The sequence below is a fragment of the Pseudomonas sp. LG1E9 genome (assembly GCF_003290225.1).
GTDB classification, from domain to species: Bacteria; Pseudomonadota; Gammaproteobacteria; order Pseudomonadales; family Pseudomonadaceae; genus Aquipseudomonas; species Aquipseudomonas cyclaminis.
This window is the reverse complement of record NZ_CP029983.1, coordinates 3,385,726-3,401,462: the sequence shown is the minus strand read 5'-3', so window position 1 is coordinate 3,401,462 and position 15,737 is coordinate 3,385,726. Positions and strand designations below refer to the sequence as shown.

The following is a 15,737-nucleotide window of genomic DNA, read 5'->3' as shown; positions in this document are numbered from 1 at the left end:
CGAATGCCTAAGGCTTTTTTGGCCAGGTGGGCACTTCGCGACGTGCACCGGTGGGCAGCGGCGGCGCGGGCATATCGCCCCACTGGCCTTGGCCGGCGGAGTTCTCGCTGGACCTGGGCGACTGGTCTTCAGGCGGCGGACTGGCCGGCGGAGACTGTGCCTGGCGCCGATGACGCAAGGCAAACTCGGCCACCGCGTCGATATCTTCTTCGGCAATCGCCTGGGCACCGCGCCACGCCGCATGCGCCCGGGCACCGCGCAGCCAGACCAGGTCGGCGCGCAAGCCATCCACGCCGGCGGCAAAACAACGCTCGGTGATCTGCGCCAGGGCCCGATCATCCAGCGCAATGCTGTCGAGCCGCGCCCGCGCCTGGGTGCAGCGCTCGCGCAAGGCCGCCTGGGGTTCGGCCCACTGGGCGCAGAACGCAACAGGGTCACTGTCGAAATCCAGGCGACGGCGGATGATCTGGCCACGTTCGGCCGGCAATGTCTGCCCGCTCAAGGCCACGTTAAAACCGAAACGGTCGAGCAACTGCGGACGCAACTCACCCTCCTCCGGGTTCATCGTGCCGATCAGCACAAAGCGCGCCGAATGCCGATGGGAGATGCCGTCACGCTCGATCAAGTTGGTGCCGCTGGCGGCCACGTCCAACAGCAGGTCGACCAAGTGGTCGGCCAGCAAGTTGACTTCATCGACATACAGCACGCCGCCGTCGGCCTTGGCCAATACGCCGGCGGAAAACTGCGCACGGCCCTCGCCCAGCGCAGCGTCCAGGTCCAGGGTGCCGACCAGGCGCTCCTCGGTCGCACCCAGCGGCAACGTCACAAACTGGCCGCTGGCGAGCAGGTCCGCCAGGCCACGGGCCAAAGTGGACTTGGCCATGCCACGCGGGCCTTCGATCAGCACGCCACCGATCTTCGGGTCGATGGCAGTCAGGCACAGCGCCAGTTTCAAGGCGTCGGCGCCGACCACGGCGGACAGCGGGAAATGGGGGGTATCAGTCATCAGCTGTCTTCTTCTATATCCAGCAACAGGTTTTCCAACGCCTCGCGGTACGCCCCCGGTTCTTGCCACAAGCCACGCTGCTGGGCCTCCAGCATGCGCTCGGTCATGTCGCGCAGCGCTGCGGGGTTGTGCTGTTGCACAAAGTCCCGAGTGTCGGGGTCGAGCAGGTAGGCGTCGGCGAGCAAGGCGTATTGATGGTCGTCGATCAGCGACGTGGTGGCGTCGAAAGCGAACAGATTGTCCACCGTCGCGGCCATTTCAAACGCACCTTTATAGCCGTGACGCTTCACGCCGTCGATCCACTTGGGGTTGGCGGCGCGAGAACGGATTACTCGGTTCAGTTCCTCTTTCAAGGTACGGATCTTCGGCAAGTCCGGTTGGCTGTGATCGCCGTGATAGCTGGCAGCCTTGTCGCCGCTCAGGGTTTCCACAGCGGCAAGCATGCCGCCCTGGAATTGGTAGTAATCGTTGGAGTCGAGCAGATCGTGCTCACGGTTGTCCTGGTTTTGCAGCACGGCCTGCACCTGACTCAGGCGCTGGGCGAACTGCTCTCGGGCAGCGGTGCCTTCATCGGCGCCGCCATAGGCGTAGCCGCCCCAGTTGAGGTAAACCTCGGCAAGGTCCTCGCGGCTTTGCCACAGGCGACCATCAATCGCGCCCTGCACGCCCGCGCCGTAGGCACCGGGCTTGGCGCCGAAGATCCGCCAGCCGGCTTGCCTGGCGGCGGTTTCTGCGTCCAGGCCAGACGCCAGCAACGCGGCGCGCTCACTGCGCACCTTGGCCGCCAGCGGGTTCATATCGTCGGGCTCGTCGAGGGCCGCGACCGCTTGAACCGCCGCATCGAACAGGCGGATCAGGTTGGCAAACGCATCGCGGAAGAACCCGGACACCCGCAGTGTTACATCCACACGCGGGCGGTCCAAGAGGCTCACCGGCAGGATCTCGAAGTCGTCCACCCGCTGGCTGCCCGTGGCCCACACTGGGCGCACGCCCATCAGCGCCATGGCCTGGGCGATATCATCACCGCCGGTGCGCATGGTGGCGGTGCCCCATACCGAGAGGCCCAACTGGCGCAAATGATCGCCGTGGTCCTGCAGATGCCGCTCCAGTATCAGGCTGGCCGACTGGAAGCCGATGCGCCACGCCGTGGTGGTGGGCAGGTTGCGCACATCGACGGTGAAGAAGTTGCGCCCGGTGGGCAGTACATCCAGGCGACCCCGACTCGGCGCGCCACTCGGCCCCGCCGGTACGAAGCGGCCGCTGAGGGCATCCAGCAAACCGCGCATTTCCGCCGGACCGCAGGCATCCAGGCGTGGCGCTACGACAATACGCAGGCTTTCGATAACCGCTTTCACGTGTTCCCAACCGGGTTCTTCCAACTGCTCAAGCGGGCCTTCCAGCGCCTGATCGATCAGTCGCGCCGCGTAGAGTTCCAGGCGCTCGCGGGTGTCACCGGCGGTGCGCCATAGCTGCGTGTCGATGCTCTGCAACACCGCCGGGCGGCGTCCAGTCCACGGTTCGGCCAGGGCACAGTCCAGTGGGTCGAAACCCAGCTCAAACGCCTTCGCCAGCACGCGCAACAGGCTCGATTGCGGGCCACGGCCATCACCACGGGGGATGCGCAGCAACGCCAGCAAGGTGTCGATGCGCAAGCGGCCTTGGGGCGACTCGCCGAAGATATGCAGGCCGTCGCGAATCTGCGATTCCTTCAAGTCACACAGGTAGGTGTCCAGGCGTGGCAACCAGACCGCCGCATCGGCGTCGCCATCCAGTTCGAGTTCCTGGTCGATGCAGGCTTCACGCACCAGCTTGAGAATGTCTTTTTGCAGCTCGCGGGCGCGGCGTGGATCGAGCAGTTGGGCTTCGTAATATTCGTCCGCCAACAACTCCAGGTTACGTAGCGGGCCGTAGGTTTCGGCGCGGGTCAGCGGCGGCATCAGGTGATCGATGATCACCGCCTGGGTACGGCGCTTGGCTTGTGCGCCTTCACCGGGGTCGTTGACGATAAACGGGTAGATATTCGGCAGCGGCCCCAGCAACGCATCAGGCCAGCAATTTTCCGACAGGCCCACGCCTTTGCCCGGCAGCCATTCCAGGTTGCCGTGCTTGCCCACATGGATCACGCCATGGGCGCCATAGGTGTGGCGCAACCAGAAATAGAACGCCAGGTAGCCGTGGGGCGGCACCAGGTCCGGGTCGTGGTACACCGCACTCGCGTCCACCTGGTAACCCCGTGCCGGCTGGATACCGACGAACGTCAGGCCCAGGCGTAGACCGGCGACCATCAGACGGCCGTCACGGAACATCGGATCGTTGTGGGGCGTGCCCCAGCGCTCCAGCACGGCCTGTTGATTGGCAGCAGGCAGGCGCTTGAACATCGCCTCGTAGTCATCCAGGCCGAGGCTTTGATGGCACGGGCGCAGGTCGAGGCTGTCCAGGTCGTTAGTGACGCCGCCCAGCAACTCGTGGATCAAGGCGGTGCCGCTTTCCGGCAGGGCCGTCGGCACCGGGTAACCTTCAGCCTGCAACGCAAGCAGGATATTCAGCGCCGCCGCAGGGGTATCCAGCCCGACGCCATTGCCGATACGGCCGTCGCGGGTCGGGTAGTTGGCCAGGATCAGCGCGATGCGTTTATCCCCATTCGGCACTCGCGCCAGTTCGACCCAGCGCCGCGCCAACTCAGCGACAAAATCCATGCGCTCGGGTGCTGCGCGGTAGCACACCACATCCGACTGGCTGCGTTCGCTGCGCCAGGCCAGGTCCTTGAAGCTGATCGGCCGGCTGATAATGCGGCCGTCCAGCTCCGGCAAGGCAATGTGCATCGCCAGATCACGTGGGCCAAGGCCTTGTTCGCTGGCCTCCCAGCCGGGCTGGTTGTCCTGGGCGCAAATCGCCTGGATCACCGGGATATTGCGGCGAAACGGGCGCAAATGCGGGGCTTCGGGGCTGGATTGGGCAAAACCGGTGGTATTCAGAATCACCGAGGCCTGCGCTTCATCCAACCAGTCCTCGACCGCCGCGAGGCAGCCGGGCTCTTTCAGGCTGGCCACCGCCATCGGCAACGGATTGAGGCCCGCCGCCTGCAAGCGCTGGCAGAACACGTCGATAAAACCGGTATTGGCCGCCTGCAAGTGCGAGCGGTAGAACAGCACGGCCGCGACAGGTTGCTCGGCGTGCCAATCCGCCTGCCAGTCGTCGAGCCGGGCATTGGCTTTATGGGGGTGATAGATCGCCGTGCGCGCCAGGGCTTGCGGTTCGGCCCACGGGTAATCGCGGTCCAGATAGCCACTGGCCAGGCAGCGATAGAAATCCAGCGCATTGGCCAGCCCGCCCTGACGCAGAAACTGCCACAGGCGATCCCGAACCTCGACGCCGACGGTACTGAGGCCGCTGAGCTCCGGATCCGGGCGATCATCTCCCGGCACCAGAATCAACTGCACGCCGCGCTCGGCCAACTCCACCAAGCGTTCGATGCCGTAGCGCCAATAACCGATGCCCCCGTGCAGGGAAATCAGGATGACCTTGGCGTGGCGCAGCACCTCATCGACATACAGGTCGACCGAGGCATGGTTCTGCACTTGCATCGGGTTGGCCAGGCGCAGGCTGGGGTAGTCGTCGGGTAACTGCTGGGCCGCTTCGGCCAACAATGCCAGGCTGGAATCACCGCTGCACAGGATCACCAGCTCGGCGGGCGTTTGGCCAAGGTCGGCAATATTGTCGTCCGCGACGAAACCACCGGGCTGAGTCCTGAGCAGGTGCATGGGTTAAACGCTGAGCGCGGCGCGCAATTGCGCTTCGAGGCCGGCCGCGTCGAGGTCCTGGCCGATCAGCACCAGGCGCGTAATGCGGGCTTCATCGGCCGTCCAGGCGCGGTCGAAGTGTTTGTCGAAACGGGTGCCCACGCCCTGGATCAGCAGGCGCATCGGTTTGTTCGGGATCGCGGCGAAGCCTTTGACGCGCAGGATGCCGTGCTGCACCACCAGCTGGGTCAAGGCGTCGAGCAGCAGCGCTTCATCGGCTTGAGGCAGGTCGATGGAGATGGAGTCAAACGCATCGTGATCGTGGTCGTCTTCACCTTCGTGGTGGTGATCGTGATGGCTGTGACGACCGTCGATGTGCTCTTCGGACCCAGCACCCAGGCCAATCAGCACGTCCAGGGGTACGCGACCGCTGCTGGCTTCGATGATCTTCACGGCTGGCGGCAGCTCTTCGGCGACTTCCAGGCGCACACGGGCCAGGTCTTGCGGGCTGATCAGATCGGACTTGTTGAGGATCACCAGGTCGGCGCTGGCCAGTTGGTCGGCGAACAGCTCGTGCAGCGGCGACTCGTGGTCCAGGTTCGGGTCGAGCTTGCGCTGGGCGTCCACTTGATCGGGGAACGCAGCGAAGGTGCCAGCGGCCACGGCCGGGCTGTCGACCACGGTAATCACCGCGTCTACCGTGCAGGCGCTGCGGATTTCCGGCCACTGGAAGGCTTGTACCAGTGGTTTTGGCAGGGCCAGGCCCGAGGTTTCGATAAGGATATGGTCAAGGTCGCCGCGACGGGCGACCAATTCGCGCATCACCGGGAAGAATTCTTCCTGAACGGTGCAGCACAGGCAGCCGTTGGCCAGTTCGTAGACACGGCCGTTGGCTTCTTCTTCGGTGCAACCAATGGAGCACTGCTTGAGGATTTCACCATCAATACCCAGCTCGCCGAACTCATTGACGATCACGGCGATGCGACGACCCTGGGCGTTGTCGAGCATATGGCGCAGCAAGGTGGTTTTGCCCGAGCCGAGGAAGCCGGTAACGATGGTGACGGGAAGTTTGGCCAGTGTTTTCATCGGATGCCCTTGGGGGCGGGCATACGGGACGATAGGCCCTGCGGCATGGCGCAGAAGCGGATTTCGTCACCGGATCACCCCGCCCGGTTGAATTGGAAAATCGGTTGCGAGGCAGGTCTCCTGGCTTGGGGCTTGCGGGTCGCGAGACCGGCGCCGGCTGCGCCTTCCCGCCGTTGATGGCAGTGGCGTGGCAGTCGGATGAACCCTTCACAGTTGCGGGGGCAGCCGCGGCTTGAACCGCGTTCCCTTCTTAGCTTCGGCCTGGGCCGAAGAACCTCGAAGGTGCAAGGCTACAGGGGCTTGCCGCATTTGACTACCGTCCCCCGCCCATGCTCTCCTACACATCTTGTTTCGGGTGCCCCTCACGGGGTGAAACGGGAAACCGGTAAATCATGCACGCCATGACCAGTCCGGTGCTGCCCCCGCAACGGTAAGCGAGTGAAGCGTCAGATCCACTGTGCCAGTACGGCATGGGAAGGCGATGCTTTATAGACCCAGTGTCCCTCGCAAGCCCGGAGACCGGCCCGCAAAATCAGATAACAAACCCGCGGTGGGCGGGCGCTGTTCGGAACCCTGCGTGCCTGGCTCGCGGGGTTTTCATGCGCTCGTTTCACCCAGACACCTGAAAGGGACGCGCCATGTCGATCATCAGCAGCACTTCGCCCTCCGCCAGCAGCACTTCTACCCTGAGCCAACGCCTGACCGCCGCCATCGGTGCGTCGATTCTCGGCGCGTGCCTGGTGTATTTCGCCGGTTTCTCGCATATCGAGGCGGTGCACAACGCTGCCCACGATACTCGCCACAGCGCCGCGTTCCCGTGCCACTGAGACCTGCCGACATGATCAAGCGTATTGCGCAAACCGCAGGGTTCACCGGCTTGCTGGCCGCCCTGCTGCTGACCCTGCTGCAAAGCTTTTGGGTCGCCCCGCTGATATTGCAGGCGGAAACCTTTGAAAAAGCCCCTGCAGCCACCGAAGTGGTGCACGAACACGCCGCCGGCGCTGCTGCCCACACCCACGATGCCGAAGCCTGGGAGCCGGAAGACGGCTGGCAGCGCGTGCTGTCCACTACGGGTGGCAACCTGGTGGTAGCGGTCGGTTTCGCGCTGATGTTGGCCGGCCTCTACACCTTGCGTGCGCCCACCCGCACGGCACAAGGCCTGCTGTGGGGTTTGGCCGGTTACGCAACCTTTGTGCTGGCGCCGACGATGGGCCTGCCGCCCGAGTTGCCGGGCACGGCAGCCGCTGATCTGGCGCTGCGCCAGACGTGGTGGATCGGCACTGCGGCCTCCACCGCTGCCGGGATTGCGCTCATCGTGTTCGGCCGCAACTGGCTGCTCAAAGTGCTCGGCGCTGCCATCCTTGCGGTACCGCACGTGATCGGCGCGCCGCAACCGGAAGTGCATGCGATGCTCGCGCCGCAAGCCCTGGAAGCGCAGTTCAAAATCGCCTCGCAACTGACCAACGGGGCGTTCTGGCTGGCCCTGGGCCTGATCAGCGCCTGGCTGTTCCGCCGCAACCGCGACGATCAATACTCGGCATGACCTACGTGGTCGGCCTGGGTTGCCAGCGCGGTTGTGCGGCTCACGCCCTGCTGGCGCTGTTGGATACCGCCCTCGCCGAGGGCGGGATTGATCGCCACAGCATCACCGCACTGGCCAGCATCGACCGCAAACAGGACGAGCCAGGCTTGCTGGCGCTGGCGCGGCAGTTGAATCTGCCTTTGCAATGCTTCAGCGCCGAGCAACTGGCCGCTTATGCAGACCGACTCAGCCACAAGTCCGCCGTCGCGTTCGCCCATACGGGCTGTTACGGCATCGCCGAAAGCGCCGCCCTGGCCCTTGCGGAACAGCTCTGCGGCGCGCCTGCCCGGTTGCTCATCACCCGCAAAAAAACCGCCCAAGCCACCTTTGCGTTGGCCTGCGCCGGTTAAACCCCGATAATCGCCCTCCCCGATCATGAGCAATCTTCATGCTCGCCCGTTTTTGACAGGAACTCCCCAATGACCGTCTACTTCATCGGCGCAGGCCCCGGCGACCCGGAATTGATCACCGTCAAAGGCCAGCGGCTGATCCGTAGTTGCCCGGTGATCATTTACGCCGGTTCGCTGGTGCCCGCTGCGGTCCTGGAGGGGCATCAGGCAGAACAGGTGGTGAACAGCGCCGAACTGCACCTGGAGCAGATCATCGACCTGATCAAGACTGCCCACGCCAAAGGCCAGGACGTCGCGCGCGTACACTCCGGTGATCCGAGCCTCTACGGCGCAATCGGCGAGCAAATCCGTCATTTGCGTGAACTGGGCATCCCATTCCAGATCATCCCTGGCGTCACCGCCGTAGCGGCCTGCGCCGCGCTGCTGGAGACCGAACTGACCCTGCCGGACATCGCCCAAAGCGTGATCCTGACCCGCTATGCCGATAAAACCAGCATGCCGGCCGGCGAGGACTTCGACAGTCTGGCGCGGCATGGGACAACCATGGCGATTCATCTGGGGGTCAACCATCTGGAGAAAATCGTCGCCGAACTGCTGCCGCACTATGGCGCTGATTGCCCGATTGCCGTGGTGCACCGCGCCACGTGGCCGGATCAGGATTGGGCGGTGGGCACGCTCAGTGACATTGCCGGAAAGGTCGAGGCCAAGGGTTTTCGGCGTACGGCGCTGATTGTGGTGGGACGGGTGTTGGCGAGTGACAGTTTCAGTGAATCGTCGCTGTATCGGGCGGGGCATGCGCACCTTTATCGGCCATGAGCTTTTACCTCACAAATGGCGGCGTACCAGTTGCTTAGGTGGCGGCTGATATGACCCTATCGGGGGCAAGCCCCCTCCCACAGTTGATCTTCTTTGTTAGATGTATTGCGTAAAGCAATGAATTTTAAGCGAAAAAAAACGGCGCTCACGGGGCGCCGTTTTTTTGTTCGCAGTGAACGCCTTACTCAGTAGTAGGCGTTTTCTTTCTGCGTGTGGTCGGTCACGTCACGTACGCCCTTGAGCTCCGGGACGCGCTCCAGCAGGGTACGCTCGATGCCTTCACGCAGGGTCACGTCCGCCTGGCCGCAGCCTTGGCAACCGCCGCCGAACTTGAGCACCGCGATACCGTCATCAACGACGTCGATCAGGCTGACCTGACCGCCGTGGCTGGCGAGCCCTGGGTTGATCTCGGTTTGCAGGTAGTAGTTGATGCGCTCGTTGACCGGGCTGTCGGCGTTGACGCTCGGCACCTTGGCGTTGGGCGCCTTTATGGTCAACTGGCCGCCCATACGGTCGGTGGCATAGTCGACTACGGCATCGTCCAGGAAAGCTTCACTGAAGTGGTCGATGTACGCGGTGAAGCTTTTGAGCCCCAGGGCGGTGTCTTCAGGTTTCTCTTCACCAGGCTTGCAATAGGCAATGCAGGTCTCGGCGTACTGGGTGCCGGGCTGGGTGATAAAGACGCGGATGCCGATACCTGGGGTGTTCTGCTTGGACAGCAGGTCAGCCAGGTAATCGTGGGCGGCGTCGGTAATGGTTATGGCAGTCATGGAAACTCCTCACAGGCTTGCCCGGAGTTTACGCCAAATTATTACGGAGGTACAAAGTCCCAGTGTTTTTGTCGGGTTAGGTTTTGGCGGGTGGTGGCGTGACACCTACCTGATATATGGAGATCAACATGTGGGAGGGGGCTCGACTTAACAACCCGGTCTGCTCTAAGGCCGCCGCGCGCTTGCTTTTGATCTGAGAGCGCTCCCCCAACCCACCACTCACAAATTCTCATACCGATTCATATCCAGGACCCCCGCCTCAACCGGCGTAGTCTCCCGAACATACTCCGACAAATCGTGGAAATACTGCCAAAACAACGGATGGCTCCGGCGTACCCCCCAACGATCAACGATCCTCTCAAACTGCTGGGCGTCCTTGGCCTGCTCCATCTGCGCCACAAACGCCGGCACGTCCCCTGCCGGAATATTGAAGATGAAATTCGGATAGCTACTGAGCACCCCCGGATAAAGGGTCAAGGTATCCAGCCCCGGCTGATAGCGATACGCCTCGCCCAGCAAAAACGCCACATTACTGTGGGCACGGTTGCGCAGCAGGCTATAGACCACACGCTGCCCGCTGGCAGTCTCAACCCGCAGCATCGTCGCCTCAGGCAACTGATCAATCACCTTCAGCCCCGCCGCCGGACGCGACGTCAACCGGCTAAGCGCCTGCTCAGCATCCTGCAAGGCCGGGTCAATCCCGTCACGCGAACAATACGCGCCAGAACACCGATTAATCGGGTCCGGGCTCGCATTCAGATCACCGTAACGGGCAATCAACTGGTTGGCGAAGTCCCGCTTGGGGTCCTGTTCATTCAAGTGCAAGCCTGTAGGTTTATCGTCATCAATCGCTTCGTAATCCAGCCACAGCTTGATCTTGCCGCTGTTCTGATACCAATCATCCATAAAGCCTTCACGAGCGTCCGCCGGCATCAAGCGCAGGAAGTTCTGCTCTGCACCGTTACGGATCAAATCGAAGTACAACCGAGTCTGGGCCTGGTGCGAGACGTTGCCGAACACATCGAAATTCACCGCCAACTGATAATAGGTGCGCTCCAATAACGGATAGTCGAACAGCCACATCGTCTGCGGCACTTCGCCAATCAGGCCTTTGGTGACCGATGCACTGTCGAAGTGGCGAAAGATGCTCAGCAACGCGTTGTCATTGCCCGCCCACAGGCTCGACCAACTCGGCGGCGGCAAATCGGCATAACTATCCCGGCGCAGCGCCTCGTACCTGTTGCGCTTGTCGCGATAGGCCAACCACAGGCTCAGCACACTGCCCACGTCGTCGTTCTGCCCCGGCATGGCCAGCAGCGGCGTGGCCTGGCCGCGGTACCGCGCATCGGTGATGTACAGGTCGTGGTCCGGGTCCTGGAACAGGGTCCAGAAGTTGTCGCGGATCACGTCCGTGGCGATCTGCCCACGGCACACCGGCCCGCGAATAAAGGTGCGTACAAAGTACTCGGCGTCATCCAGCATGAACTGATAGCGCGCCTTGGCCGGGATCGCCTCGAAGGTGTCGAACGGATTGGCGCGGCGGCCCGGGCCATAACCCGGCAAGGCGTTGACCTGCCAGTTGCCGCTGTAGAACAGGTCTTTGATACGCGCCATTTTCGCAGCGCTGAACGGATAGGTGATGTGAGTCTTGTGCACAATCACGCCCTGCACCGGCCACAGACGGTAGTAGACCCGCGTGCCTGGGTCGTCATTGGGGCGACGGGTGTTGATCAGGTCGATGGGCTGCCCACTCGGCGTACGCGAGCGCACCCACTGGAAGTAATGCCCTGGCTCGCCGTTCTCGAAATAGATATGGGCCAGGAACAAGTGCTCGAACAACCAGCGCGCCACCAGGCTTTCACGGGCGCCGGGCTGGTTGAGCAGGTTTTCCCACTGTAGAAGCTGCAAGGCTTCGTTGGCACTCGGCGCCAGGCCCTGCTGATCAATCGGCGCGCCGGACGCGAGCCAGCGTTGCAGCGTCTGGTATTGCTGGTCGGTGAGGCCCGTGACCGCCAGGGGCATGCCTTCTCTGGGATGGGCGCCGGCATAGGCATTGAACTCGCCAGGGGTGGCGCACATGTTTTCGCGGTTCAGGCCCAACACAATGTCATCGGGCAACTTGGCATTGGGTTGCAAAGGCGCGTTATGCCCCAGTTCCAGCATGCGCGCCATCAGCGCGGCCTGGCTGCCTTGGGCGTCCAGCACCGAATAGAAGCCCTTCTGCTGCCAGGCCTGCTTGCCAAATGCGTCGTAAAACAAACGGGTGGTCGGCGCGGCCTGGCTGCGTTCGCCGTCATACACCGGCATCTTGCTCGCGCCCCGCGCCGCGCCCTCGGCGCTGCCCAGGTTGAGCTGGCAGGCGGAGTCGTAGCAGGCATGGCAGGCCACGCACTTCTCGGTGAAAATCGGTTGAATGTCGCGGGTGTAGGAAATCGCCGGAGCGGGACCTGCTGCCTGCGCAGTACTGGCGATCAAGGCCAGGACGGCGCTGACGATAAGACGAAGTGACATGTATCCGGTCCCGATTCAATGCATGCGCTGAAAAATTGCGATGATTCTACCGGGCCATCGCCCCTCACAACATGAGCGATATTCATGCAAAAGCCTGACATGCCGCAAATCCGCACAGGTTTGCTATGATCCACGCCCTCCGTAATGCCTGACCAGAGTAGTCCCATGTCCGATCGTAGCGCTCGTCTGCACGCCCTTCACCACGCCCTCAAGGAACGTATCCTGATCCTCGACGGCGGCATGGGCACGATGATCCAGAGCTATAAGCTGGAAGAGCACGATTACCGTGGCAAACGCTTCGCTGACTGGCCAAGCGACGTCAAGGGTAACAATGACCTGTTGGTGATTACCCGCCCTGACGTGATCGGCGGGATCGAGAAGGCCTACCTGGATGCCGGCGCCGATATCCTCGAAACCAACACCTTCAACGCCACGCGCATTTCCATGGCCGACTACGGCATGGAAGAGCTGGCCTACGAGCTGAACGTCGAAGGTGCACGCCTGGCGCGCAGGATCGCCGATGCCAAGACCGCCGAGAACCCGGACAAGCCACGCTTCGTTGCCGGCGTCCTGGGCCCGACCAGCCGCACCTGCTCGCTGTCGCCCGATGTGAACAACCCCGGCTACCGCAACGTCACCTTCGATGAACTGGTGGAAAACTACACCGAGGCTACCAAAGGCCTGATCGAAGGCGGCGCCGACCTGATCCTGATCGAGACCATCTTCGACACCCTCAACGCCAAGGCCGCGATCTTCGCCGTGCAGGGCGTGTTTGAAGAGCTGGATATCGAATTGCCGATCATGATCTCCGGCACCATCACCGACGCTTCTGGCCGTACCCTCTCGGGCCAGACCACCGAAGCATTCTGGAACTCGGTCGCCCATGCCAAGCCGATTTCCGTGGGCCTCAATTGCGCCCTCGGCGCCAGCGAGCTGCGCCCGTACCTGGAAGAGTTGTCCAACAAGGCCAACACCCATGTGTCGGCGCACCCCAACGCCGGCCTGCCCAACGAATTCGGCGAGTACGACGAGCTGCCATCGGAAACCGCCAAGGTCATCGAAGAGTTCGCTCAGAGCGGCTTTCTCAACATCGTCGGCGGTTGCTGCGGCACCACACCGGGCCATATCGAAGCCATCGCCAAGGCCGTGGCCGGTTACGCGCCGCGCCCGATCCCGGACATTCCCAAGGCCTGTCGCCTGTCGGGTCTGGAGCCGTTCACGATTGATCGCAGCTCGCTGTTCGTCAATGTCGGCGAGCGTACCAACATCACCGGTTCCGCGCGTTTTGCCCGTCTGATCCGCGAAGACAACTACACCGAAGCCCTGGAAGTCGCCCTGCAACAGGTGGAAGCCGGTGCCCAGGTGATCGACATCAACATGGACGAGGGCATGCTCGATTCGAAGAAGGCCATGGTGACCTTCCTCAATCTGATTGCCGGCGAGCCGGACATCTCCCGCGTACCGATCATGATCGACTCCTCCAAGTGGGAAGTGATCGAAGCCGGCCTCAAGTGCATCCAGGGCAAGGGCATCGTCAACTCCATCAGCATGAAGGAAGGCGTCGAGCAGTTCATTCATCACGCCAAGCTGTGCAAGCGCTACGGTGCCGCCGTGGTGGTAATGGCCTTCGACGAAGCCGGCCAGGCCGACACCGAGGCGCGCAAAAAGGAAATCTGCAAGCGCTCCTACGACATCCTGGTCAATGAAGTCGGCTTCCCGCCGGAAGACATCATCTTCGACCCGAACATCTTCGCGGTCGCCACCGGTATCGAAGAGCACAACAACTACGCCGTCGACTTTATCAACGCCTGCGCCTACATCCGCGACGAGCTGCCGTACGCGCTGACCTCCGGCGGCGTGTCCAACGTGTCGTTCTCGTTCCGTGGCAACAACCCGGTGCGCGAGGCGATCCACTCGGTGTTCCTGCTTTATGCGATCCGCAACGGCCTGACCATGGGCATCGTCAACGCCGGCCAGTTGGAGATCTACGACCAGATCCCGGCCGAGCTGCGTGACGCCGTGGAAGACGTGGTGCTCAACCGCACCCCGGAAGGCACCGACGCCCTCCTCGCCATCGCCGACAAGTACAAGGGCGACGGCAGCGTCAAAGAAGCCGAGACCGAGGAATGGCGCGGCTGGCCGGTGAACAAGCGCCTGGAACATGCGCTGGTCAAGGGCATCACCACGCACATTGTTGAAGATACCGAGGAATCCCGACAGTCGTTCGCACGCCCGATCGAAGTGATCGAAGGCCCGCTGATGTCCGGCATGAACATCGTCGGCGACCTGTTCGGCGCGGGCAAAATGTTCCTGCCCCAGGTGGTGAAATCCGCCCGCGTGATGAAGCAGGCCGTGGCCCACTTGATTCCGTTCATCGAGCTGGAAAAAGGCGACAAGCCCGAAGCCAAGGGCAAGATCCTGATGGCCACGGTCAAGGGCGACGTACATGACATCGGCAAGAACATCGTCGGCGTGGTGCTCGGTTGCAACGGCTATGACATCGTCGACCTCGGCGTGATGGTGCCGGCCGAGAAAATCCTGCAGGTGGCCAAGGAACAGAAGTGCGACATCATCGGGCTGTCCGGCCTGATCACCCCGTCCCTGGACGAGATGGTGCATGTGGCCCGCGAGATGCAGCGCCAGGACTTCCACCTGCCGCTGATGATCGGCGGTGCGACGACGTCCAAGGCGCACACAGCGGTGAAGATCGAGCCCAAGTACAGCAACGACGCGGTGATCTACGTCACCGACGCCTCCCGTGCGGTGGGCGTGGCTACGCAGTTGCTGTCCAAGGAATTGAAGGCCGGCTTCGTCGAGAAGACTCGCCTGGAATACATCGATGTACGTGAGCGCACCTCCAACCGCAGTGCGCGCACCGAGCGCCTGAGCTACCCGGTGGCAATCGCCAAGAAGCCGCAGTTCGACTGGAGCAGCTACACGCCGGTCAAGCCGACCTTCACCGGCTCCAGGGTGCTGGACAATATCGACCTCAACGTGTTGGCCGAGTACATCGACTGGACCCCGTTCTTTATCTCCTGGGACCTGGCCGGCAAGTTCCCACGCATCCTTACCGATGAAGTGGTGGGTGAAGCCGCCACCGCGCTGTACGCCGATGCCCAAGAAATGCTCAAGAAGCTGATCGACGAAAAACTCATCAGCGCCCGTGCAGTATTCGGTTTCTGGCCGACCAACCAGGTGCAGGACGATGACCTCGAAGTCTACGGCGAAGATGGCCAGCCGATTGCCAAACTGCACCACCTGCGCCAGCAGATCATCAAGACCGACGGCAAGCCGAACTTCTCACTGGCCGACTTCGTCGCGCCCAAGGACAGCGGCGTGACCGACTACATCGGCGGCTTTATCACCACCGCCGGCATCGGCGCCGAAGAGGTGGCCAAGGCCTATCAGGACGCGGGCGACGACTACAACTCGATCATGGTCAAGGCCCTGGCCGACCGCCTGGCCGAGGCCTGTGCCGAGTGGCTGCACCAGCAGGTACGTAAAGAACACTGGGGTTACGCCAAGGACGAACAACTGGATAACGAAGCGCTGATCAAGGAACAGTACAGCGGTATCCGCCCTGCCCCAGGCTACCCGGCGTGCCCGGATCACACCGAGAAAGCCCAGTTGTTCCAACTGCTGGACCCTGAAGCCCGCGAGATGCAGGCCGGGCGCAGCGGCGTGTTCCTCACCGAGCACTACGCGATGTTCCCGGCAGCGGCGGTCAGCGGCTGGTACTTCGCCCACCCGCAGGCGCAGTACTTTGCCGTGGGCAAGGTCGACAAGGATCAGGTGACCAGCTACACCGCACGCAAGGGCCAGGACCTGGCCGTGACCGAACGCTGGCTGGCGCCGAACCTGGGTTACGACAACTAA

General features: G+C 62.7%; 10 protein-coding genes and 2 riboswitches. Of the genes, 5 read left to right on the top strand and 5 right to left on the bottom strand.

Features of this window, described 5'->3' with window-relative positions; translation table 11 throughout:
* Window positions 1-7 precede the first annotated feature (7 nt).
* Genes DNK50_RS15690 through cobW form a run of 3 tightly spaced genes read right to left on the bottom strand, consistent with a single transcriptional unit; the run spans window position 8 to window position 5,832 of the window.
* The gene (locus DNK50_RS15690) at window positions 8-1,006 is read right to left on the bottom strand and encodes an ATP-binding protein (RefSeq protein WP_112195001.1); all 999 of its coding nucleotides are present in this window, start codon (window positions 1,004-1,006) and stop codon (window positions 8-10) included.
* Window positions 1,006-4,767, bottom strand: coding sequence for a cobaltochelatase subunit CobN (gene cobN, locus DNK50_RS15685; RefSeq protein ID WP_112194999.1), 3,762 nt, complete (start codon window positions 4,765-4,767; stop codon window positions 1,006-1,008). Before cobN ends, DNK50_RS15690 begins: the two co-directional genes overlap by 1 nt.
* A gap of 3 nt (window positions 4,768-4,770) precedes the next feature.
* Window positions 4,771-5,832, bottom strand: coding sequence for a cobalamin biosynthesis protein CobW (gene cobW / locus DNK50_RS15680; RefSeq protein ID WP_112194997.1), 1,062 nt, complete (start codon window positions 5,830-5,832; stop codon window positions 4,771-4,773).
* A 92-nt stretch (window positions 5,833-5,924) separates the two neighbouring features.
* A riboswitch (cobalamin riboswitch) is annotated at window positions 5,925-6,126 on the bottom strand.
* Between the two features lie 42 nt (window positions 6,127-6,168).
* Window positions 6,169-6,375: riboswitch (cobalamin riboswitch) on the top strand.
* Window positions 6,376-6,470: 95 nt separating this feature from the next.
* Between cobW and DNK50_RS15675 the strand changes: the two genes are divergently transcribed.
* The 4 genes from DNK50_RS15675 to cobM all read left to right on the top strand — a co-directional run bounded on the left by DNK50_RS15675 (window position 6,471) and on the right by cobM (window position 8,580).
* Window positions 6,471-6,659 (top strand): CbtB-domain containing protein, encoded by a 189-nt coding sequence (locus DNK50_RS15675; protein WP_112194995.1) that lies wholly within the window; start codon window positions 6,471-6,473, stop codon window positions 6,657-6,659.
* Window positions 6,660-6,670: 11 nt separating this feature from the next.
* Window positions 6,671-7,375: a CbtA family protein gene (locus DNK50_RS15670; RefSeq protein ID WP_112194993.1), complete on the top strand. Its 705-nt coding sequence runs from the start codon at window positions 6,671-6,673 to the stop codon at window positions 7,373-7,375.
* The gene (locus DNK50_RS15665; RefSeq protein WP_099585259.1) at window positions 7,372-7,764 is read left to right on the top strand and encodes a cobalamin biosynthesis protein; all 393 of its coding nucleotides are present in this window, start codon (window positions 7,372-7,374) and stop codon (window positions 7,762-7,764) included. The genes DNK50_RS15670 and DNK50_RS15665 overlap by 4 nt, the downstream gene beginning before the upstream one ends.
* A gap of 69 nt (window positions 7,765-7,833) precedes the next feature.
* Complete coding sequence (cobM, locus tag DNK50_RS15660; RefSeq protein ID WP_112194991.1) at window positions 7,834-8,580, top strand: precorrin-4 C(11)-methyltransferase; 747 nt, start codon at window positions 7,834-7,836, stop codon at window positions 8,578-8,580.
* Window positions 8,581-8,765: 185 nt separating this feature from the next.
* On the opposite strand, the gene nfuA is transcribed toward cobM, so the two are convergent.
* Window positions 8,766-9,350: a Fe-S biogenesis protein NfuA gene (gene nfuA, locus DNK50_RS15655; RefSeq protein WP_032887092.1), complete on the bottom strand. Its 585-nt coding sequence runs from the start codon at window positions 9,348-9,350 to the stop codon at window positions 8,766-8,768.
* A gap of 219 nt (window positions 9,351-9,569) precedes the next feature.
* Complete coding sequence (locus tag DNK50_RS15650) at window positions 9,570-11,861, bottom strand: fatty acid cis/trans isomerase (RefSeq protein ID WP_112194989.1); 2,292 nt, start codon at window positions 11,859-11,861, stop codon at window positions 9,570-9,572.
* A gap of 165 nt (window positions 11,862-12,026) precedes the next feature.
* On the opposite strand from DNK50_RS15650, the gene metH reads away from it, so the two are divergent.
* Complete coding sequence (gene metH, locus DNK50_RS15645; protein WP_112194987.1) at window positions 12,027-15,737, top strand: methionine synthase; 3,711 nt, start codon at window positions 12,027-12,029, stop codon at window positions 15,735-15,737.

Coding starts and splice junctions, on each gene's coding strand:
- cobM (WP_112194991.1), top strand. CDS start 7,834: ATGACCGTCTACTTCATCGGCGCAGGCCCCGGCGACCCGGAATTGATC.
- DNK50_RS15650 (WP_112194989.1), bottom strand. CDS start 11,861: ATGTCACTTCGTCTTATCGTCAGCGCCGTCCTGGCCTTGATCGCCAGT.
- DNK50_RS15665 (WP_099585259.1), top strand. CDS start 7,372: ATGACCTACGTGGTCGGCCTGGGTTGCCAGCGCGGTTGTGCGGCTCAC.
- cobN (WP_112194999.1), bottom strand. CDS start 4,767: ATGCACCTGCTCAGGACTCAGCCCGGTGGTTTCGTCGCGGACGACAAT.
- metH (WP_112194987.1), top strand. CDS start 12,027: ATGTCCGATCGTAGCGCTCGTCTGCACGCCCTTCACCACGCCCTCAAG.
- DNK50_RS15690 (WP_112195001.1), bottom strand. CDS start 1,006: ATGACTGATACCCCCCATTTCCCGCTGTCCGCCGTGGTCGGCGCCGAC.
- cobW (WP_112194997.1), bottom strand. CDS start 5,832: ATGAAAACACTGGCCAAACTTCCCGTCACCATCGTTACCGGCTTCCTC.
- DNK50_RS15675 (WP_112194995.1), top strand. CDS start 6,471: ATGTCGATCATCAGCAGCACTTCGCCCTCCGCCAGCAGCACTTCTACC.
- DNK50_RS15670 (WP_112194993.1), top strand. CDS start 6,671: ATGATCAAGCGTATTGCGCAAACCGCAGGGTTCACCGGCTTGCTGGCC.
- nfuA (WP_032887092.1), bottom strand. CDS start 9,350: ATGACTGCCATAACCATTACCGACGCCGCCCACGATTACCTGGCTGAC.